General features: G+C 67.9%; 15 protein-coding genes and 1 pseudogene. 7 read left to right on the top strand and 9 right to left on the bottom strand.

Translation table 11 applies throughout. The annotated features are described in order from the left end of the window. A pseudogene (locus tag VD972_RS42595) lies at positions 1-770 on the bottom strand (hypothetical protein); the annotation flags it as partial. A gap of 286 nt (positions 771-1,056) precedes the next feature. Here VD972_RS42595 and VD972_RS42590 point away from each other — a divergent pair. Together VD972_RS42590 and VD972_RS42585 are read left to right on the top strand one after the other, a co-directional pair. Continuing rightward, the gene (locus VD972_RS42590) at positions 1,057-2,481 is read left to right on the top strand and encodes an RtcB family protein (protein WP_324995341.1); all 1,425 of its coding nucleotides are present in this window, start codon (positions 1,057-1,059) and stop codon (positions 2,479-2,481) included. A 140-nt stretch (positions 2,482-2,621) separates the two neighbouring features. Continuing rightward, the gene (locus VD972_RS42585) at positions 2,622-3,068 is read left to right on the top strand and encodes a hypothetical protein (RefSeq protein WP_324995339.1); all 447 of its coding nucleotides are present in this window, start codon (positions 2,622-2,624) and stop codon (positions 3,066-3,068) included. A gap of 36 nt (positions 3,069-3,104) precedes the next feature. On the opposite strand, the gene VD972_RS42580 is transcribed toward VD972_RS42585, so the two are convergent. Further along, positions 3,105-3,635, bottom strand: a complete 531-nt coding sequence (locus tag VD972_RS42580; protein WP_324995337.1) for a GNAT family N-acetyltransferase — start codon at positions 3,633-3,635, stop codon at positions 3,105-3,107. Positions 3,636-3,642: 7 nt separating this feature from the next. Beyond that, the gene (glgC, locus tag VD972_RS42575) at positions 3,643-4,872 is read right to left on the bottom strand and encodes a glucose-1-phosphate adenylyltransferase (protein ID WP_324995336.1); all 1,230 of its coding nucleotides are present in this window, start codon (positions 4,870-4,872) and stop codon (positions 3,643-3,645) included. Between the two features lie 155 nt (positions 4,873-5,027). Here glgC and VD972_RS42570 point away from each other — a divergent pair, with 155 nt between their 5' ends. The 4 genes from VD972_RS42570 to VD972_RS42555 all read left to right on the top strand — a co-directional run bounded on the left by VD972_RS42570 (position 5,028) and on the right by VD972_RS42555 (position 9,211). Further along, the gene (locus VD972_RS42570; RefSeq protein ID WP_324995334.1) at positions 5,028-5,909 is read left to right on the top strand and encodes a GGDEF domain-containing protein; all 882 of its coding nucleotides are present in this window, start codon (positions 5,028-5,030) and stop codon (positions 5,907-5,909) included. 7 nt (positions 5,910-5,916) lie between these two features. After that, entirely contained in the window at positions 5,917-6,528 is a 612-nt protein-coding gene (locus VD972_RS42565) for an MBL fold metallo-hydrolase (protein ID WP_324995332.1), read from the top strand. A 218-nt stretch (positions 6,529-6,746) separates the two neighbouring features. Then, positions 6,747-8,132 carry an RAD55 family ATPase gene (locus tag VD972_RS42560; RefSeq protein ID WP_414654219.1) on the top strand — a complete coding sequence of 462 codons (1,386 nt, stop codon included), beginning with the start codon at positions 6,747-6,749 and terminating at the stop codon, positions 8,130-8,132. Continuing rightward, positions 8,129-9,211: a hybrid sensor histidine kinase/response regulator gene (locus tag VD972_RS42555; RefSeq protein ID WP_324995328.1), complete on the top strand. Its 1,083-nt coding sequence runs from the start codon at positions 8,129-8,131 to the stop codon at positions 9,209-9,211. The genes VD972_RS42560 and VD972_RS42555 overlap by 4 nt, the downstream gene beginning before the upstream one ends. A gap of 25 nt (positions 9,212-9,236) precedes the next feature. On the opposite strand, the gene VD972_RS42550 is transcribed toward VD972_RS42555, so the two are convergent. From VD972_RS42550 to VD972_RS42530, 5 genes are all read right to left on the bottom strand, one after another. Beyond that, positions 9,237-10,265: an NAD-dependent epimerase/dehydratase family protein gene (locus tag VD972_RS42550; protein WP_324995326.1), complete on the bottom strand. Its 1,029-nt coding sequence runs from the start codon at positions 10,263-10,265 to the stop codon at positions 9,237-9,239. Further along, entirely contained in the window at positions 10,262-14,674 is a 4,413-nt protein-coding gene (locus VD972_RS42545; protein ID WP_324995324.1) for an AMP-binding protein, read from the bottom strand. The genes VD972_RS42550 and VD972_RS42545 overlap by 4 nt, the downstream gene beginning before the upstream one ends. Before the next feature lie 50 nt (positions 14,675-14,724). Continuing rightward, positions 14,725-16,338, bottom strand: coding sequence for a lactate racemase domain-containing protein (locus tag VD972_RS42540; RefSeq protein ID WP_324995322.1), 1,614 nt, complete (start codon positions 16,336-16,338; stop codon positions 14,725-14,727). 11 nt (positions 16,339-16,349) lie between these two features. Further along, entirely contained in the window at positions 16,350-17,015 is a 666-nt protein-coding gene (locus tag VD972_RS42535) for an HAD family hydrolase (protein WP_324995320.1), read from the bottom strand. Between the two features lie 86 nt (positions 17,016-17,101). Then, on the bottom strand, positions 17,102-18,079 hold the full coding sequence (locus VD972_RS42530) for an NAD-dependent epimerase/dehydratase family protein (RefSeq protein WP_324995318.1): 978 nt from the start codon (positions 18,077-18,079) through the stop codon (positions 17,102-17,104). Positions 18,080-18,296: 217 nt separating this feature from the next. On the opposite strand from VD972_RS42530, the gene VD972_RS42525 reads away from it, so the two are divergent. Further along, entirely contained in the window at positions 18,297-18,611 is a 315-nt protein-coding gene (locus VD972_RS42525) for an SWIB/MDM2 domain-containing protein (RefSeq protein WP_324995316.1), read from the top strand. Positions 18,612-18,716: 105 nt separating this feature from the next. On the opposite strand, the gene VD972_RS42520 is transcribed toward VD972_RS42525, so the two are convergent. Then, a complete protein-coding gene (locus tag VD972_RS42520) occupies positions 18,717-19,841 on the bottom strand; it encodes a hypothetical protein (protein WP_324995314.1) in 1,125 nt (374 codons plus the stop codon). Positions 19,842-19,859: the final 18 nt, after the last annotated feature.

Below are 19,859 nucleotides of genomic sequence, written 5' to 3'. Positions count from 1 at the left end.
GCGGAGGGGGTGAGGTGGGGCGCGGTGACAATGGGGATCACCACGGGCGGCGGCGGCGGCACGTAGTTGGGCTGCGTGACGATGGGGACCTTGGGCGCCTGTGCGAGGTAGTGGGGCTCCGTGTTGATGGGCACCAGGACCGGAGGGCCGTGCGGAGGGGACACCAGGGCCTGTGCGGGCCCGGAGATCATCGGGGGCAGGGACTGGGCCCGCGTGGGCAGCCGGGACAGGTCATCCCCCTCGGCCTCCCACGGCAGGGGAGCCTCTTCCAGAGGTGCCGCTCGCGTCACCGAGGGCACGGAGCCCGACTTCCGAGGGATGTCGCGGGTCGCATCGTCCCCCGCATCCTGCAGGGCCGGCCGGGTACCCGTCTTGCGGGGGACTTGGCGCGTGGAGTCGTCCGGGTCCTGCAGGGCCGGCCGGGTGCCCGTCTTGCGGGGAATCTGGCGCGTGGAGTCGTCCGGGTCCTGCAAGCCGGGGCGAGCCGCGGGCTTGCGGGGAATCTGGCGCGTGGCCTCGTCGGGCCCCTGAAGGTCGGGATCCTCCAAGGGAACGGGAGCGATCTTCCGGGGAACGGGAGGCGTCGCGTCATCCATCCCCTCCCCCAGGGGGACGGGACCGGTGTTGGGGAGCAGCTGCGTCTGGTCCCTCTGCGGATCCCACGAGGGTTCGTCCGGAGGCAACTCGTCTTCGTCCTCCTCTGGAGGCTTGACGCGGGTCTCCTCGGTGGACAGCACCGGTGGGAGTGGGCCCCTCTGCTTGTTCGCCATGGGAAGTTCCACCCCCATCGTGCAACGGACTCACCCAGGGGTCCAGTGGCCACGAGTCCTCGGTTCGTTTCTACCCTGGGTTGGGAGCCCTGGCTCGAATCTGGCGGTGCCCGTCTGGCAGAGGAGCCTCCGGGCGGCCGTCAGGCGCATCCGGTGCACCGCGTCCAGGGCGCCCGAAGGAGGGCCTCGCGCCGTCCTGCGACCGCGGCTGCTGACCCGAGGTCCCCCTCCATTCGTCCACGTCCCCCCGTGCTCTTCCGGGCGCGGGGTAGCTCCGAGTAGGGTCATGCAGCCGAACCTGAATCGGCTCCTCCGGGCACTCGCCCGCGAGGGGCTCGAGGTGACCTATGACGGTCGCCTCTACACTGTCCGCCTCCAGGGCGATGCGAACACACCGCCCGCTGAGGTTCTCCTCCCGCCGGACCTGCCCGTGGAGGGCAAGGCCTTCCGGCAGCTCGCCCACCTCGCCGCCCTGAAGCACCCCAGCGGCGGCGCCGTCCTGCACGTGCGTGCCACCCCCGACTTCCACCCGGGAGACTCCGGCGTGGCCATCGGCTCGGTGCTGCACACGCGCGGACTGGTGGTGCCTGCCGCGGTGGGCACCGACATCAACTGCGGCATGCGCCTGCACGTCGCGGACCTGGGCGTGGAAGCCTTCCTCGCCCGCCGTGACGCCTTCGTGGAGCGCATGAAGGGCCACTACTTCTTCGGCACGAGGGATGTGGCCATGTCCTCGCGGGCCGCCGAGGCGCTGCTGCGCGACGGCATCCCCGGCTGGCTCCTGGAGACGATGGAGCACCCGCTGGGCTGCGCCGCGAAGGCGGACCTGGCGCAGCTCGACCGCGAGTCCACCCGCATCCACCTGGGGGGCGCGCTGGAGGGCGATCCGGCCTGGGCTCCTCCGGGGCTCGTCAAGCCTGGCGTGGTGCGGGATGCGGGCCTGGCCACCATTGGCGGCGGCAACCACTTCGTCGAGGTGCAGCGCGTGGAGGCCGTCGTGGACCGGGGGCAGGCGTGGGAGTGGGGCGTGCGAGAGGGCCAGCTGGCGTTCATGATCCACTCCGGCTCGCGCGACGCGGGCAAGCACGTGGGCATGGCGTGGCTGGACCGGGCGCGCGCGGCGTGGCCCGCTGGGGCTCCCTTCCCGGAGAGCGGCATCCTCCCCCTGGCGGATCCCACGCTCATCGCGGAGTACCTCCGGGCCGAGGCCACCGCCGCCAACTACGCCTTCCTCAACCGCCTGCTGCTGGCGGAGCTGCTGCGGCACACCCTGCGTGAGTTCTTCGGAGACGTGGAGGCCCCGCTCGTCTACGACGTGCCCCACAACATCACCCTGCCGTGGGAGGGGGGCTGGCTGGCTCGCAAGGGGGCCTGCCCCGCCGAGGCGGGCCAGCCCGTCATCGTCCCTGGCTCCATGGGCGCGCCGTCCTACCTCCTGGTGGGGTGCGGCGACGCGGCGGCGCTGGTCTCGGCCTCCCATGGGGCGGGGCGGGCGCGCTCGCGCTTCTCCATGGCGCGGGGTGGGGCGGACCACCGGGAAGAGGCGCTGGGGCTCACCGGCGTGGACTGCATCACCCTGCGCGAGGAGCGCCGCATCGAGGAGGCTCCCGCTGCCTACAAGCCCATTGGCCCGGTGGTGGCCTCCCAGGTGCAGGCCGGCATCGTCCGGGAGGTGGCGAGGCTGGCCCCCCTGCTGACGTTCAAGGCCTGAGCGGGGTTGGCTGCGAGGGCCATGCCACAGTCTGCGTTTATTCCCTGGTAGAAGTGGCCCTGGCTGTGTGGAATGGACCCGGACGAGTCATCTACCCGTGAGCGACACGTTCGAAGCGGATTGTCAGGGAGGGGAGCACCATGGAGAACGTTGAAATGCCAGGCACGGCGGGGGGGAATCCCCGGGAGCAGGTGAGCATCCCCGCCATTTTCTTGATGATCGTGGGAGGCTTCACCATCGTGGTTGCGCTATGGGGAGTCATCCAGAGCCTCAGCGGTGGGAATGCCGCGCAGATGGAGGAACTCCTCAACAACCCGCAGATCCCCGCGGAGTTCAAGTCCCTCCTCGGCCCCATGGGCAAGATGGGGATCTTCACCAGCCTCTTCCAGCTCATCCTCGGGGGCTTCACCCTCTTCGGGGCGCTGAAGATGAAGAACCTGGAGAGCTACCCGCTCGCCATCGCAGCCTCCGTCATCGCGCTCATCCCATGCTTCGGCTCCTGCTGCTGCACCGGCATTCCGATCGGGATCTGGTCGCTGATCGTGCTCACCAAGCCCGAGGTGAAGTCTTCGTTCCGGCGGTCGTAGCGGCGGCCTACCGAGCTCCGGCTCACGGCTCATGGCTCATGGCGAGCTGAAGGCCTCTCCCCGACGCTCTGACAGGAGCCTTGGCGGGGCGGGCCGCTGCTTGCGCATCCGCACACAGGCCAGCTGCACCTCCGGAGTGAGGATGCGGTGGGCCCTGTGGAGCCGGACATAGCCTCGCGCGCGGTAGAAAGCCTCCGCGTTGAGGCTGGCATCCAGGCACATCATCGGTGCTCCGGCCTGCCACGCCACAACCTCCAGCGCGGACAGCAGCGAGGAGCCCACTCCCTGGCCTGCCTCCTCCGGCGACACGTAGAGGGCCTCCAGCTCCCCCAGCAACGGATCCAGCTGCCCGAAGCCCACCAGGTTCCTCCCACGCTCGGCGACGAGCACGGTGCGCGGCTGCTCTGGCCGCAGGTAGCCGTCCGGGCGCAGCAGCTCCACCCACGTCCTCACCTCCTGGGAGGAGTAGGCGCCCTGGCAGAGCGCCGAGACGGAGTCAGAGTGGATGCGCCAGAGTGCGCGCCGGTCCGCCTCCGTCGCCACGCGCAGGCTCAGTCCTCGTGTCACCGCACCCTCACGACACCTTCATGCCCTTGGGGATGACCACCACCCCCCCCGAGGTGACGTGGAAGCGCCGCTTGTCCTCCTCCAGGTCGTGCCCGATCGTCATCCCCGGAGGGATCTCCACGTTCTTGTCGATGATGGCGCGGCGGATGCGGCAGCGCCGGCCAATGGAGACGTTCTCGAAGAGGATGCTGTCCTCCACCTCTGAGTACGAGTGCACGCGCACCTTGGGCGAGAGGATGGAGCGGTTCACCGAGCCGCCGGAGATGATGCAACCCTCGGACACCAGCGAGTCCGTGGCGTTGCCCACGCGCTTGTGGGCCAGGTCCGCGAAGACGAACTTGGCCGGCGGGTAGTTGTGCGGCTGCGTGTAGATGGGCCACCGGTCGTTGTACAGGTTGAAGATGGGGTCCACCTCCGCCAGATCCATGTTGGACTGGAAGTACACGTCGATGTTCCCCACGTCCCGCCAGTAGCCGTGCTCCTTCTCCTCCTGGCCCGGCACGCGGTTCTGCGCGAAGTCGTACACGTACACCGGTGCGCGCTTGTACAGCTCGCTGATGATGGACTTGCCGAAGTCGTGCGCGCTCGCCTCGTCCGCCGCATCCCGCACCACCTCCTGCACCAGCACGTCCGTGGAGAAGAGGTAGTTGCCCATGGAGGCCAGGCACATCTTCGGGTTGCCCGGCATCGGCGGCGGATCCTTGGGCTTCTCCAGGAACTGGCGCATCTGCCCGTCCGGCCCCACGTCGATGATGCCGAAGTCCCGGCCCTGCTCGATGGGCACGGGGATGGCTGCCACGGTGCACGCGGCCTTCTTGGCCAGGTGGAAGTCCAGCATCTGCCGCATGTCCATGCGGTACACATGGTCCGCGCCGAAGACGAAGATGCAGTCCGGCTCCTCGTCCGTGATGATGTTGAGGTTCTGGTAGATGGCGTCCGCGCTGCCCTTGTACCAGTCCATCCCCGTCCGCATCTGCGCGGGCACGGACTCCACGTAGTGGCCCAGGAAGGCCGTCATCCTCCACGCGCGCGACAGGTGGTTGTTGAGCGAGTCGCTCTTGTACTGCGTGAGCACCTTCATCCGGTACACGCCGGAGTTCGCGAAGTTGGAGAGGACGAAGTCGATGATGCGGTACCGGCCACCGAAGGGCACGGCCGGCTTCGCGCGCTCGCGGGTGAGCGGCTCGAGCCGGGTCCCTGCACCACCTGCCAGAATCATCGCCAGCAGCTTTGCCATAGTGGCGCCGGACGTAGACCGCTCTTCGCTCGCCGACAAGGCCGCCCGCGCCACGCCGCGTCCGTTCGTTGAGTGCAGAACCGCCTCGGTGTCGCCCGTGGACGCTCTGTGCCTACATGGCGCTCCTCGGGGGGGGCGTGGTATTCCTGATTCCGATGGCAGCCGACGAAACTCGGGTCACCAAAATCACCACGGTCAAGGCACCCAACGCGGTCAACCGGGACTGTTGCCTTGTCCAGATTCACGGTCCGGAGCTGGGGAAGAAGTACGTGCTCGAGGACATCGAGTACACCATCGGCCGTGACGAGGCCTGCAACATCCAGGTTGAGCTGGACAACGTGTCCCGCCGCCATGCGCGCATCAGCACCAAGCAGACCCGCATGTTCGTGGAGGATCTGGGCTCCACCAACGGCACCTACCTGAATGATCAAGAGGTGCTGAGCCCGCAGCCGCTGCGCAGCGGGGATCTGGTCAAGGTGGGCGGCTCCATCTTCAAGTTCCTGGATGGGGACAACATCGAGACGCAGTACCACGAGACCATCTACACGCTGACGATCGCGGATGGCCTCACCGGGGTGAACAACAAGCGCTACTTCCTCGAGTACATCGAGCGGGAGATGGGGCGCTCGCACCGCTACCACCGGTCGCTGACGTTGATGATGTTCGACATCGACCACTTCAAGAAGATCAACGATGTGCACGGGCACCTTGCAGGTGACTACGTGCTGCGCGAGCTGGCGCAGTCCATCAAGCGGCTGGTGCGGCGCGAGCAGTGCTTCGCGAGGTACGGCGGCGAAGAGTTCGCGATGGTGATGCCCGAGGACGGGCCTGAGAAGGCGCGCCTGTTCGCGGAGAAGATCCGCAAGCTCATCGAAGAGAAGACGTTCATCTTCGAGGACAAGGAGATCCCGGTCACCATCTCCATCGGCGTGGCGGAGATGGAGCAGGACATGACGGAGCCCACCCAGTTCATCAAGGTGGCGGACGCCAACCTGTACCGGGCCAAGAAGGCAGGGCGCAACCGGGTCGTCGGGTAGCGCGAGCGTGGCCAAGGACTCGCCATCCCGGCTGGCGCGAGCCCTGTTCATCCTCCTGGGGCTGCTCTTGCTGGGCGCCGCGTGGGTGTGGCCTCAGCTCCCCCAGCGAGACGGAGCCCGGATCGAGGCGGGGCCCGCGCTGGTGGGGGTGCTCACCGCCGGGTACTCGTATGCGTGGGTGCTGAGGACGCCGCACGGCGCCGCGCTCGTGGATGCGGGCGCGGATCCGGAAGGCCGGGAGCTCCTGGCAGAGCTGGCGAAGCAGGGTGTGAAGCCGGAGCAGGTGCACACGATCCTGCTGACGCACGCCCACGTGGACCACTGGGCCGCCGCGCACCTGTTCCCGAATGCGCGGGTGGTGCTGGAGCCCGCGGAGATCTCCCTGCTGCGTGGGGAATACCCCCAGAAGAGCCTGGTGGGAAGGCTCACGCGCTCCATGGCCCGGCCCCCGCTGCCCGCGAAGCTGGAGGGGGCGGAGGATGGGAAGGAGCTGGACGTAGATGGGGAGAAAGTCCACGTCATCCACGTACCTGGACATACTCCGGGCAGCCTCGTGTACCTGCGGACGGGCACGCCGGGCTCACGGTGGACGCCTGGGAGCAGCTCCAGAAGCTGCTGAGGTAGCTGCTGGCGGAGCGAGGCAGTTACTGTCCGCTTGCTAACAGGAGCGGCTGCCGTTCTTGAGTGGACGGCTAGCGGACCTGCCGGCCGAGAAGAACGTTGGGGAGGAACGTTCGACATCGAAAGGTGCGCGTGAGCTCCCCCAGAAGCTGTCTCCCCAGTGGTGTTCCTGGTTTCGATGCCCTCCTCGGTGGTGGTATTCCCCGCCGTCAGTCCTTGCTGATCACCGGTCAGCCAGGCACGGGCAAGACGGTCCTCGCCAGCCAGGTGGCCTTCCATCATTCAGCGCTTGGCACCCCGGTGGTGCTGGCCACGACGACTTCCGAGTCCCAGGCCAAGCTGCTCGAGGACCTCGCAGGGTTCTCCTTCTTCAGCCGCCAGCGGCTGGGTGAGGAGTTCTTCTTCCTCAGCATCTACTCGTGGCTCAAGAAGGGGCCCCGAGAGGCGCGAGAGGTGCTCCTCCACACGGTTCGTGAGCGGAAGGCCCAGGTGCTCGTGGTGGATGGGCTCCGCTCGGTGCGCGATCTGTGGCAGGACGAAGCGAAGCTGCGAGAGTTCTTCTATGAGCTCTCGGTGGGGCTGGCGACCGTGGACTGCACCGCCATCTTCATTACCGAGTATCCGCTCAGCAAGCTGATCGACTTCCCCGAGTCCACGACGGTGGACGGGATCATCTCCCTCTCCAACGAGGAGGGCACCACCGGTCGCGTCCGGCGCGCGGAGGTGGTGAAGCTTCGCGGCATGAAGCATCTGCCCGGAAAGCACGTGATGCGGATCGGTGCCTCCGGCATTCGCATCCTGCCGCGCGCGGAGGCGATCATCGAGCCGGATGTGGACTTCGTCCCACCGAAGGGACGTGCCGACTTCGGGCTGCCTGAGCTCGACTCGTTATTCGAGGGCGGACTGCCCCGCGATACCGCGGCGCTCATCGCAGGGAGCACGGGGGTCGGGAAGACGCTGCTCGGGATGCACTTCGCGGCAGCGGGCGCCATGCGTGGAGAGAAGTCGCTCGTGTTCACCTTTGCGGAGCCTGTGGCGAGCCTCGTCGCCAGGGCGCGGCGCGTCAACCTCGAGCTCGAGCCGCTCATCTCCTCCGGAATGATGCACCTGCGCTACAACCCCTGCTTCGAGGTGGAGGCAGATGAGATCGTCGAGATGCTGCTGGCCGAGCTCGAGCGCACGGGCGCCAGGCGGCTGGTGCTCGAGGATGTCGATACGTTGGAGCGCGCACTGGAGAACCCCGGGCGCTCTCGCGCCTTCTTTGGCGCCCTGCTGATCCGGCTCAGGTCCATGGGCATCACGTCGCTGTTCACCCGCAAGATCTCCAAGCTCATCGGGCCGGAGCTGGACTTCAGCGACTCGCCCCTGGCGAGCGTCGCCGAGAACCTGCTCTTCCTGCGTCACGTCGAGCTGCGGGGCCGGCTCCACCGGGTGATGTCCATCCTCAACCTGCGCAACAGCCGGTTCGACCCGAGCCTCCGCGAGTTCGAGATTCGCGACGAGGGCCTCCGGGTCCTGAAGCCGCTCAACTCCGCCGAAGGTCTGCTGACCGGTATGGCGCGCCCGATGGGAGTGCTGAGCCGGGAGACGGAGCTCCAATGAAGGTCGTCCTGGTGGCAGACGATGAGGAGGCGCTCCTGGAGGTCTTCGCCTCCGTGGTCACGGGGCTGGGCCACACCGTGCTGTGCGCACACGCTGGAGATGAGGCGCTGGGGCTCGCGCGAGCCCACCAGCCCGACCTCATCGTCAGTGATCACATGATGCCCGGGCTGACCGGCGTGGAGTTCTTGCGGTCGGTGCGTAAGGACCTGCAACTGGCGGCCACGCCCTTCATCCTGGTCAGCGCGGCGCGGCCTCAAGGGGCCCATGAGGCGAACGCCTACCTCGCCAAGCCGGTGTCCCTGAAGACGTTCGAGCGCGTGGTGCAGGACGGGCTCCGCGCAGCGAGGGCCGGTCCCGAGCGGCCGGGGGGCATGCCGCTGACGCAGGCGCCCGAGACAGGGTTGAACCTCGCGCGGGCGGAGATGATGAGCTGGGTGGCACACGAGATCAAGACACCCATCAGCTCGGCCAGGCTGAACCTCGAGCTGATGCTTCGCCACTTGAGCGGCGACACGGCGGAGGCGCAGCAGAGGCGGGCGAGGGTGGCGCTCCAGCAGCTCGACCGGATGACGACGCTGGTCAGCTCCGTCCTCGAGGCGTCGCAGTTGTCGGAGGGGCGGATCCAGCTCCAGCGCGAGCCGTGCGAGCTCAAGGCCTTCCTTGAGGGAGTGGCTCGGTACTGGCGGGACACGCGGCCGGAGGTCGAGCTCGTCCTGGCGCTCCCCGCCGAAGCGGTCACCGTCCAAGTCGATCCCGAGAAAGTCCGGCAGATCCTCAACAACCTGGTGTCGAACGCCGTCAAGTATGGAGGGCCGTCCCCATGGGTGGCGCTCTCATTGGAGCTCTCCCCCGGGCGAGCCGTCATCTCGGTCACGGATCGTGGCCCCGGCATCGACGCCTCCGAGCTGCCGCGGATCTTCGACCGCTTCCACCGGGCGGAAGGCAGCACCGGCCAGGGACATGGGCTGGGGCTCTACATCGCGTCGGCGCTGGCTCGGCTGCATGGCGGCACCCTGCAGGTCCGCTCCCAGCGGGGCGAAGGGGCCAGCTTCACACTCTCGCTGCCGCTGAACCACTGAGGACTGGGGAGTGAGGCCCGCCTGCTCAGGTGTTGTCGCGCTTCGCCGCGAGCCGACCCTTGGTGCCTGGCAGGTCCTGCGGCGGCATCTTCGTGAAGATGTACTGGACCGTGTCGTGCAACGTCTCGTGCGGATCCCGCGCGCGGAAGCCCAGCTCCTGCTCCGACTTCGAGGCGTCCAGGTAGAAGTAGTGCTCGCCGACATCCACTTCCTGGGGATCGAGCTGCGGCTGGGTCCCTCGGAACTTCGCCCACCGCTCCAGCAGCTTCGCCCCCATCACGTTCACCTGCGAGGGCAGGCGCAGCCGCGGAGCCGATACACCCGTCAGCCGCTCCAGCCGATCGAAGAAGTCCGCCATCGACATGTTCACGCCCATCAGGTGGCGGCCGTACAGCTCCCCTCGCGTCAGCGCGTTGAGAAACGCCTCCGCCGCGTCCCGCGCATCCACGAAGGACATTCCACCCCCCGGCATCGCTGGGAGCTCCCCGTTGAGGAACTTCACCACCGTCCACGTCGAGGAGAGCCGGTCATCCCCAGGCCCCATCAGCAGGCTTGGGTTCAGCACCACCAGAGGAATGGAGTGCTTGCGGCAGTACTCCAGCGTCAGCTTCTCCTCGTAGATCTTCGAGAGGTAGTACGGCCACCGTCCCACCACGGTAATCGGGTAGTCGTCCTCCTCCGTGCCGACCCGCTCCTCCTTCGACACCGCGATCGTCCCCGAGGTGGACGCGAGGATGAAGCGCTTCACCCCCGCCTCACGCACGTCCCTCAGCAGCTCGCGCGTGCAGTCCACGTGCAGCTCGTACATCCGCCGCGCGTCCTTGTCCTGGAAGGAGACGAGCCCCGCCAGGTGATAGACGGCCTCCACCCCTTGCAGTGCGCCACGCACCGCCTCGCGGTTCTTCAAGTCGCCTTGGACGAACTCCGCGCGCGCCAGCCCCGGCGCCGACGGCCGCGTCCGGCCAATGAGCCGCACCTCATGGCCCGCCTCGAGCAGCCGCGGCACCAGGTGGGTGCCCAGGAAACCCGTGCCTCCCGTGACGAGCAGCTTCACGAGTCCTGCCCTCCCGAGGAGCCCAGCGCTCGACGCTGCTCCTCTGTCGTGGCAGCCGCATCCAGGTTCAGCACCCGGCCCGCCCGCAGCGCCTTCACCGCCTCCTCCGCCAGCCGCGTGGCGTAGCGGTAGCTCTCCGAGCGCGCCATGCCCTGCGTCTTCGTCCTCAGGTCCGCGTACTTCAGCGCCGGGCCGATATGGACCTCGAGCTCCTTGGACTTCGGGAACATTGTCCCCTTGGGCAGAGCCTCGAAGGTGCCCTTGAGGTAGAGCGGCAGCACGTCCACCTCATACGTGAGCGCCAGGTAACCCAGCGTCGGCTTGAACTCCAGCAGCTCGCCCGTCGTCGAGCGCGTGCCCTCCGGGAAGATGAGCAGGTTGTAGCCCATGCGCAGCGACTCGCCCGCCAGCCGCAGCGACTCGCGCAGGCTGCCGTGCCGATCCATGGGGATCAGGTCCGTGAAGTTCTCGAAGTAGGCGCGCTTCAGGGCCGTGTCGAAGAAGTAGTCCCGCGCCGCCAGCGCCACCGTCTTCCGCCCCTGCTCCTCCAGCACCGTGCGGATGAGGCCCGCGTCCAGGTGGCTTGCGTGGTTGGCGATGACGAGGAAGTTCCGGTTCTGCGGAACGAACTGCTTCCCCGTCACCTTCACGTTGAACGCGCCGCCGTACAGCACCTTCTGCCCGAAGGTGAGCAGCTGCCGGCCCAGGTTCGCCACCACCTCTGGCACGGGGATCTCCGTCTCCTCGGAGCGCTTGTGGTCCTCGGAGATCTCCTTCGCTCGCGCCTCCACCGCCGGCCGCCGTCCCGAAGCGACGATCAGCTTGCGCAGATCCTCCACCGTGTTGATCTGCGTCAGATCATTCACCGCGGGCAGCGGCACGCCCGCTTGCTCCAGCGCCACCGAGAGCTCGGTCAGCATCAACGAGTCGAAGCCCAGGTCCACCGAGAGCCGGGCGTCCGGCCGCACCTCCGCTACGGGCCGGTTCACCACCTCGGCGATGAGCGGGTAGAGCCAGTCGCTCACCCCTCCCGTGCCCGGCTGCGCCACCCGCTCGCGCGCCTTCTCTCCCGAGGAAGCCAGCCGCTCCAGGCGCTTGAGCTCCTCCACCACCAGCTTGCGCTTCACCTTGCGCGTGGAGGTGCGGGGCAGCTCCCCGTCCCAGAAGCGCAGCACCTTCACCCGCCGGTAGAAGGGCATGTCCGCGCTCACGTTGCGGAAGTGCTCCTCCAGCTCGCGGCGCACCTCCTCGCGCGGCCGCTCCTTGTAGTCCGGCACGCAGAGACAGGCGACCTTCTCGCCCCCCCCGTCCTCCGGCAGGCCGACGATGGACAGCTCCTTGATGTGCGTGTGGACGCTGTACAGATCCTCGAGCTCGTCCGGGTACACATTCTTCCCGTTGGCGTCGATGATCACGTCCTTCTGGCGGCCCACCAGGAAGAGCCGGCCCTCCGCGTCCAGCCGCCCCAGGTCGCCCGTGTGCAGCCACCCGCCCTTGATCACAGCCTCGGTGGCCTCTTTGTCCCCGAAGTAGCCGGCCATGATGTTGGGGCCCTTGGCCAGCACCTCGCCGATGCCATCGTTGTCCGGCTGATCGATGCGGAACTCGATGCCCGGCAGGGCCTTGCCCACCGTGCCCGGCTGGCGCTTGTTGGTGGGCTCCGCCACGCTGAGCACCGGCGCCGCCTCTGTGAGGCCGTACCCTTCCGTGATGTTGAAGCCCAGCGCATGGAAGGCCTTGTGCACGTCATCCGGCAGCGCCGAGCCGCCCGACACCAGGAACTTCACCTTCCCGCCGAACTTGCGGTGCACCGGCCAGAACAGCAGCTTGCCCAGGTTGAGCGAGCTGCGGTTGCGCAGCTCCCCGTGCGAGGCCATCAGCGCCTTGAGCGCCTGCTCCACCACCGGCGGGCGGCTGGCCATCTCCTGGGTGATCTTCCGGTGCAGCAGCTGCCACAGCGCCGGTACGCCCACCATCGCCGTCACCCGGCCCGTCTCGAACACCTCTCCGAGCCGGTCCGACGTCAGCTCATCGATATAGGTGATCTCCGCGCCGCGCGAGAACGGGGTGAGGAAGCCCGCGGAGAACTCGAAGGTGTGGTGCAGCGGGAGCACGGACACCAGCCCATCCCCCACGCCAATGTTGAAGGCTCCCGCCAGCTTCGCCACCAGCGCCGCGAAGTTGCGGTGGGTGAGCATGACGCCCTTGGGTGTCCCCGTGGTGCCCGAGGTAAAGATGAGGCTGGCCACGTCATCCGCCGACGCTGTCTTGCGCACCGGGCCGATCCGATCCGGGTATGCCGGATCCCCGGACATGGCCTCGGCCAGGCTGAGGACGTGCGTGGAGCGCTCGCCGTCCGTCAGCGCCTTCACCAGCCCTGGGAAGTCCTCGATGGCCTGCTCGGAGATAAGGCACGCCTTGGCCTCGGCCCGGCGGGCGATGTTGACCACCTCCGCCTCGCTCAGCGCCGGATCCACCGGGACGACGGTGGCGCCCGCGCGAAGGATTCCGAAGTAGGAGATGGCCCACTCCGGCCGGTTCTCCGACACCAGCAGCACGCGATCGCCGTGCTTCACCCCGGCCAGCAGCAGGGTGCTGCCCACGCGGGCCGCATAGCGGTGCGCCTCGCCGTAGGTGATGCGCTCCTCCTTCTCGTCCGAGAACATGCGGAAGGCCACCCGGTGCCGCCACGCGTGCACGGAGGCCTCGAACATCTCCAGCAGGTCCCGGTACGCGGGGATGACGGTGCGCTTCTGCGTCTCCTCCTCCAGGCCGGGGAACACCCACTTCTCCAGGCCAGGCAGGTGCGTCTCCAGCCAGTACGTGCGCCAGTCGATGTGCTCCGGCGCCCAGTTGATCTTCGCCCGATCCGTGGACGCCATGCGCTGGTACACCGAGCGCGTGTTGTCGCAGCGGAAGACGTAGCGGTTCTCCCAGATGAAGGGCAGGAACAGCTCGATCAGGCCCGCGAGGCTTGAGACTTGCTCCTCCACGTCGTCCAGCTTCACCTTCGCCCGGTCGAGCAGGGCCTGCACGGCGGGCGCGCCCCACGTGGGCCGCACCTCGTCGATCACCTTCTTGAGCAGCTGCGCGCCCTTGATGAAGGCGGGAGCGCTGAAGCTCTCGAACGCCTGCTTCGTGACGGGGACCGGCTCCACGCGCGAGCGCACCGCATTCATCAGCGCGTTGCCGGACTCCTTGTTGCGGTAGTAGCGGCGCCGGTACAGGCCCACCAACTCCACGGAGCGGCTGGCATAGAAGGGGTTCTCGTCCCCGGAGGCCAGGTGGTACACGCGCCGCTCCTCCACCGTGAGCGAGTGCGCCGTCACCCCGATGGTGGCCCCGGCCACGTGATCCACGGGGATGATGTCCAGGATGGTGCGGTGCCCGGCGGGGATGCCGCGCTGGCCTTTGAGGCCCGCGAAGGCCAGGGGCGCGGAGGTGGTGAAGCCCTCGTTCCACCCGGGGAAGGGGTAGTGCTGCGCGCTCTCCACGATGGAGGGACGGACAATGGAGTAGCGCAGGCCCGGGGTGGCGGCCAGCACCTGCTCGCCCAGGCTCTTGGTGTACGTGTACGTGTTGGGCCAGCCCCAGTGCCGCGCACGCTCCATGCCGGCGCGCACCAGCTCCCCCGTGAGCCACAGCTTGCGCTCGCGCCCCACCGCCAGGCGCATCGTCTTCTCGTCCGCGGTGTCACGGCCCTCCTCGGCCAGCCGGTCCAACGCCTTCTTCCGGAAGAGCGAGGTGAGGGCCTTGTCATCCGCCTGCTCGCGCAGCCGCGCGACGATGCGCTCGGCGTCCTTCAGCTCCTGCTCCAGGCTGAAGTCCCGCCCGTCCAGCTCCTCCTTCTTCGGGAAGTAGCCCAGCACCTCCTCGTCCTCGAAGACGAGCCCGCTGCGGTTGCCCGCGACGAAGGCGGTGGACATGTGGATGAGCGGTGCCTTCCACCGCAGCGCCAGCTCCACCGCGTTCTTCACCCCGTGGGTGTTGACGTTGAGGCCCACCTCCAGCGAGGGGTTGAAGGAGACCAGGCCCGCGCAGTTGACGATGGCCGCCACCTTGCCGGTGAGGCCCTCCGCCTGCGCCTCCTCCAGGCCCATGAGCGGATCGGTGATGTCGCCGTCCAGCACCGCGCACTTCTGGCGGATGAACTCCAGGGCCCCCGCCTCGCCGTACACCTCGCGCAGCGGCTGGAAGGGCTCACTGGTGGCCACCTTGTCGAAGAAGCGGCGCTCGGCGGAGGCGGCGCTGCCCTTGCGGACGAGCACGTAGATCTTGTCCAGCTCCTGGCCATAGCGCGCCAGCAGCATGGACAAGGTGACCTTGCCCACGAAGCCGGTGGCGCCGGCGAAGAGCAGGCGCTTGCCGGTGAAGACTTGCGAGACGTTCAGTTCGGGCAGCTGACTCATGTCCAACTCGAGACGCCGCGGTGGAGGCTCAGGGCTCGCTCAGAGCGGGCTCAGAGCTTCACGTCCGCAAGCAGGGTGGGCGCGATGCGCAGCAGGCTGATGGTGGCCGAGCGGCCCATGAAGCCGCGGGCCTCTTCGATTGCCTCGGTGAGGGTGTCGGTCCGGTCCCACCCGAGCAGTGCGGGCACGTGGTTGTTCTCCGCCCCGGCAACGATGACCTTGCCCACGTGCTGGCGGCCGTTCTCGCCCCAGTACCACATATAGAAGGGGTGCACGCCGTGGTAGGCGTTGCCCTTGCGGTACAGGTGCACGTAGCTGGGGTTCTCCGCGAACTCGCGCTCGTACTTGTGCTCCAGCTTCATCGAGTCGCGCGTCTCCGGCAGCAGCCGGTTGAATAACTCGATGTAGCTGGGGTGCTGCACGGGATCAAACTCGTCGAACGCGGGGTGCAGGAGGATGAGCACACCGCCCTTCTTCACCAGCGGCACGCCGCGGTTGAGGTTGAAGAAGTAGCCCAACCCCATCACCTGCAGCAGCAGTGGGTTGAGGATGGAGTTGACGCTGTACGGAGAGATGAAGGGGATGGGGAAGATGACGATGTCGCTCTGCCCCTCCACCGGCACCGCGTACTGCTTCCAGCTCATCTCCAGCGTCTTGGCGTGGGCCGGCTCCGTGGCGCCGGCGAAGACGCCCGTGACTTCATACGGGGCCGGCACGGCGTTGAAGATCTTCCGCGCCGCCGCGCGCGGGGCGTGCTTGAGGGCGAAGAGCGCCGCCTGGAGCTTGAGCCTGTCGCCCTCCGTGTAGTCCTCCTCCTTCTTGCCGAGGAACTCCATGGGCGCGCCGAACATGCGGTTGTTCAGAGTCGTCTCGATGTGGAACACCTTGAGGTGCTTGTCGATGACGGTGCCGATGCGCGAGTTGCTCTTGTAGAGCGCGCTCGTCTTGGGCTCCATGTAGCTCTCGGAGTCCCGGATGGTCTTCGGGTTGTGGTGCGCGCGCAGGGAGGCGTAGTTCGTCACCCCCGTGCCCATGGACTTGTGGCCGCCGTTCATGGGCACGAAGTTGACGTTGACGTAGACGATGAGGTCGCTCTCGCCCACGCGGCGGTTGATGGCCACCACCTCGTTGTGGTGGGTGCGCTCCAGCTCGATGATGCCGTCCGGGTCCTCCGCGTCGTGGTTGTAGTAGCGGTCCGGGTAGTAGGCGTCGTAGATCTTCTGGCCCACCATGCGCCGCATCTCCGCCTCCGTCATCCGGCGGTGCAGGGCGTTGGCGATGACCAGGTGGATGTCATCCACGCCGCTGTCGGCGGCCAGCTCCAGCACCACCTCGAGGATCGTCTGCCGCACGTCCGGGGTGACCATGGGCGGCAGGGGCACGGAGATGTCGTCAATGACGCAGGTGAGCTTCATCCCCGGGCGCAGGAGCGCGTGCAGCGGATCCATGCCCTCTGGGTGGTTGATGGCCCAGCGGATGGCGGCCTTGACGTTAGGTACGCCGGCCATGGGAGGCCGGGGGAAGATGACCCGTGTGCCAACGGGCAGGTCCTCCAAGAGGAAGTTCTCCCCGGAGAAGAGCACGCGCGGAGGGCTGCCCTTCTCGGTGATGACGACCTGACTTTCCTCGTCGTAGAGCTTCTGGAGCGTCTTGATGGGGCGCATGGGCGTTTTCGTTACTTCAGATCCAGGATGGGCCAGTTGTAGGCGCGCGCCAGGGAGCGCAGGCGCATGTCCGGGTTGACGGCGGTGGGCCGGCCGACGATGGCCAACATGGCGTAGTCCGAGGCGCTGTCCGAGTAGCCGTGGCAGTGGGCCAGGGACAGGCCCTCGCGCACGCAGTAGTCGCGGATGGCGTTGGCCTTGTTGGCGCCCTCGATGATGGGGGGAATCACCTTGCCGGTGGCCTTGCCGCCCACGAACTGCATCTTGTTGGCGATGAGCTCGTCGGCGCCCAGGTAGCGGGCGAGCGGGCGCATGGTGAAGTCCAGCGCCCCCGTCACCAGGACGATCCGGCAGCCGGCGCGCCGGGCCTCGGCGATGAGGTCCTTGGACTGCTCGTAGAGGGCGGGCCTGAGCACGTCCTCGAACATGTCCTCGGCCATGGTGATGAGCCGGTCCTCGGTGAGCCCCTCATAGTAGCGGTAGAAGAACTCATTGAAGACCTTGCGGTTGATGACGTCCAGCGCCCCGAAGAGGGGCAGGCTCGCCGCCGTGCCCAGGGTGCGCCCAGCCATGCCCAGGAGCGAGCCGCGGTTCATCGCGTAATAGGCGTAGACGTGGACGATGTTCGTCGTCACGAGCGTCCCGTCGACATCATAGAAGGCAGCTTTGGCGGGCATGGGGCTGGCGCTTCCTGACACTCCTGTCCGGGTGTGTCAACGATGCCGGAAGTGTGGGAATTCTCAGGTAAACCCAGGAGGAGTGCTCACAGCCAGCCCTGCTCGCGGTACCACCGAGCACTCCGGCGGATGGAGTCCGCCAGATCCCTTCGCGGGCGAAAACCCAGCAGCCGCTCGGCCTTGGCTCCCGAGCACGTCCAGGCCGGGGCCAGGAGCTGACGCGCGAGCTTGCGATTCAGCGGCAGCTTGCGGCCGGTGGCCTGGGTGATGACGTCCGCCGCCGCGGCCAGGCCCTTGAGCATCCAAGGAGAGAGCCGGATCGTCCGGGGGTGGACGCTCAGCTCCTGGGCGCCAATGTCCTGCAGATCCTCCAGGGTGAGGTCCTTCGTCCCCCCCAGGAAGAAGGCCTGGCCGAGGGCCTCCTGCCGCTCGGCCAGCACCAGCAGCAGGTCCACCACATCCTCCACGTCCACCAGGGTGAGGGGCCGGGGGCCTCCGCCGATCTCCAGGCGGATGCCGCGCTTCATGAGCTTGAAGAAGGTGAGGTTCTCGTGGTCGCCCGGCCCGAGGATGCGCGGTGGGCGAATCACCGTCACCGGCAGCCGGTCCGCGTAGGAGAGGGTGATGCGCTCCGCCTCGGCCTTGCTCTCGCCGTACCACTCGGCGGGGTGGAAGGGGTCCTCCTCCACATGGGGGTGGCCGGGTGAGGAGGGGCCGGAAGCGGCCAGCGAGCCGCACAGCACCAGGCGCGCCTTGCCCCCGGCGCCAAGCAGGGCCTCGCAGACGTTGCGGGTGCCCTCGGCGTTGACGCGCATGAACTCGTCCCGCGTCGCGGCCCGGCGGATGCCCGCCAGGTGGAACACCACCTCCCGGCCCACCACGGCGCGCTCCAGCGAGGCCGGGTCCGTCACGTCTCCCTCCACTCGACTATAGGAGAGCCCGGCCAGCCCCGAGGTGTCGCTGGAGGGCCGCAGCAGGCACGCCACCGTGTCTCCGCGCGCGGTCAGCGCTCTGGCGAGCCACGTTCCCAGGAAGCCGTTGGCACCGGTGATGAGGGTGTTCATGGGCCCGTCTTTACGCGTCCGACCCCCGTTCTCCCGAGGGAAAAATGGTGGTCCGCCCCCCCTCTCCCGAGTGTGAGGCAGCGATCACGGAGCGTTTTTCAGAGGGAAAGACGTACGGAAGGGCTGTTTTTCGGCTCGGGCCGTGCTACTACGCCGCCCACGGCTCTTGTTCCCAACGCCGTAATCCACGTCCCCTTCGGAGGGGAGGAGACACAGAATGGCCGCGAAGAAGGCTGCTGCGAAGAAGACCACTGCGAAGAAGGCTCCTGCGAAGAAGGCTGCTGGTGCCAAGCGCAAGCCGAACGCAGCGTTCATGCAGGAGTTCACCCCGTCGCCCGAGCTCGCCGCCGTCGTTGGCGACAAGCCGCTCCCGCGCACCGCAGTGATCAAGAACCTGTGGACCTACTTCAAGAAGCATGGCCTGAACCAGGGTCAGCTCATCAACCTCGATGACAACCTGAAGAAGGTCTACGGCAACAAGAAGCAGATCAAGATGACCGAGGTTGCCGGCGCCTTCAAGCACCTGAAGTAGCCGACGCCACGCGACGGCCCGCACGGGCGCGCGTTGCACCGAGGGCTCGCCAGTCTCTGGCGGGCCCTCTGTTTTTGGTGCGCGGGGAGGAAGCCTGAAGGCACGTCACCTGGGCCACTTCTGCCGGGAGAGCTCGAGGTTCTCCAGGAGCCGCTCGTCGCCAGGTCTGGCGCGGAGGGCTCTCCGCAGCGCCCGCTCGCCGAGCTCGCGCTCGCCCACGTGGAACGCCACGATCGCGAGCAGGTCAAAGCGATCCACACGGTAGAGCTCGGGATCCAGCGGGAGGACCGCGTCCTCTGGATAGAGGAGCTGCGCCGCACGCTGCGCATAGAGGAATGCCACCGCGGGGCTCTGGCGATCTTCGTGCCAGTGGCGTGCGAGCTCATAGAGGGGCTCCGCGCGGTGGGGGAGGAGGGTGTGGGCCCTCAGCCAGAGCTCCTGGGCCTGCGGGCTCGGTGCGCCTGCGGCGAGTGCGCAGCGCCCCGCACGCAGATAGGCCTGGAAGGTCTCTTCGACGAAGGGACCGCCCAGCGACGCGCGCCGCAGGTAGGCCACGGCCGCCTGGGCGTGCTGCCCGAGGTCCTCCAGCGTCTGCGCCAGGTAGAACGCGGAGCGGGTGTCCCCTGGGGAGCGCTCGCACGCTGCCTGGAGCAGCTCGAGATCCCGCTCCCAGGAGCGCCGCTTCCGCTCGGCATCCCTTCCTTCGACGTCGTGGGAGATCGCCGCCTTGGGGACGTGGTGCTCGGCCGTGTCCGTCGGGTGGGTCAGGTGCTCGTGGGTGACGCCCTGGTAGAAGAAGCCCGCGCCGCTGCGAGTCACCCGGGGCAGGAGCAGGGTCCTCCGGCGGCCCCAGCGCATCAGCATGAGGTAGGCGCCGTGGCCTGGGCCCTGGGCGTCCGCGTGGGCCTGGCAGAACCTGCGCAGGGCCCGGCCTCCCTCGAGCGTCTCGTCTCCGCTCAGCATGAGCGCGAAGCGGCCCCGGGGCTCCGCGAGCTGCAGGGCCCGGGTCCGGGTGGTCCCGAAGTCCACGAAGGGCTCCTCGATCACCTCTCCGGGCACGTTGCCGAACGCGGCCCGCGCCAGATCCTGCGTGCCGTCCGTGGAGCCGGTGTCGAGCAGGAGCCACCGGTCCACATGGTTACGCACGGACTCGACGGTGCGTTGAATCGAGCGCGCCTCGTCCTTGACGATCATCGTCAGGACCAGGAGCGGAGCGCTGGAGGAGCTCATCGAGCCTTGCCTCGTCGA

The sequence above is a fragment of the Hyalangium sp. genome (genome assembly GCF_035629615.1).
Classification (GTDB): Bacteria; Myxococcota; Myxococcia; order Myxococcales; family Myxococcaceae; genus Hyalangium.
The sequence above is the reverse complement of the archived record's forward strand: the minus strand, read 5'-3'. Positions and strand labels throughout refer to the sequence as shown.

Excerpts from the sequence above, each read along its gene's own strand:
- VD972_RS42590 (WP_324995341.1), top strand. The coding sequence starts at position 1,057 with ATGCAGCCGAACCTGAATCGGCTCCTCCGGGCACTCGCCCGCGAGGGG.
- VD972_RS42585 (WP_324995339.1), top strand. The coding sequence starts at position 2,622 with ATGGAGAACGTTGAAATGCCAGGCACGGCGGGGGGGAATCCCCGGGAG.
- glgC (WP_324995336.1), bottom strand. The coding sequence starts at position 4,872 with ATGGCAAAGCTGCTGGCGATGATTCTGGCAGGTGGTGCAGGGACCCGG.
- VD972_RS42570 (WP_324995334.1), top strand. The coding sequence starts at position 5,028 with ATGGCAGCCGACGAAACTCGGGTCACCAAAATCACCACGGTCAAGGCA.
- VD972_RS42555 (WP_324995328.1), top strand. The coding sequence starts at position 8,129 with ATGAAGGTCGTCCTGGTGGCAGACGATGAGGAGGCGCTCCTGGAGGTC.
- VD972_RS42545 (WP_324995324.1), bottom strand. The coding sequence starts at position 14,674 with ATGAGTCAGCTGCCCGAACTGAACGTCTCGCAAGTCTTCACCGGCAAG.
- VD972_RS42540 (WP_324995322.1), bottom strand. The coding sequence starts at position 16,338 with ATGCGCCCCATCAAGACGCTCCAGAAGCTCTACGACGAGGAAAGTCAG.
- VD972_RS42535 (WP_324995320.1), bottom strand. The coding sequence starts at position 17,015 with ATGCCCGCCAAAGCTGCCTTCTATGATGTCGACGGGACGCTCGTGACG.
- VD972_RS42530 (WP_324995318.1), bottom strand. The coding sequence starts at position 18,079 with ATGAACACCCTCATCACCGGTGCCAACGGCTTCCTGGGAACGTGGCTC.
- VD972_RS42525 (WP_324995316.1), top strand. The coding sequence starts at position 18,297 with ATGGCCGCGAAGAAGGCTGCTGCGAAGAAGACCACTGCGAAGAAGGCT.
- VD972_RS42520 (WP_324995314.1), bottom strand. The coding sequence starts at position 19,841 with ATGAGCTCCTCCAGCGCTCCGCTCCTGGTCCTGACGATGATCGTCAAG.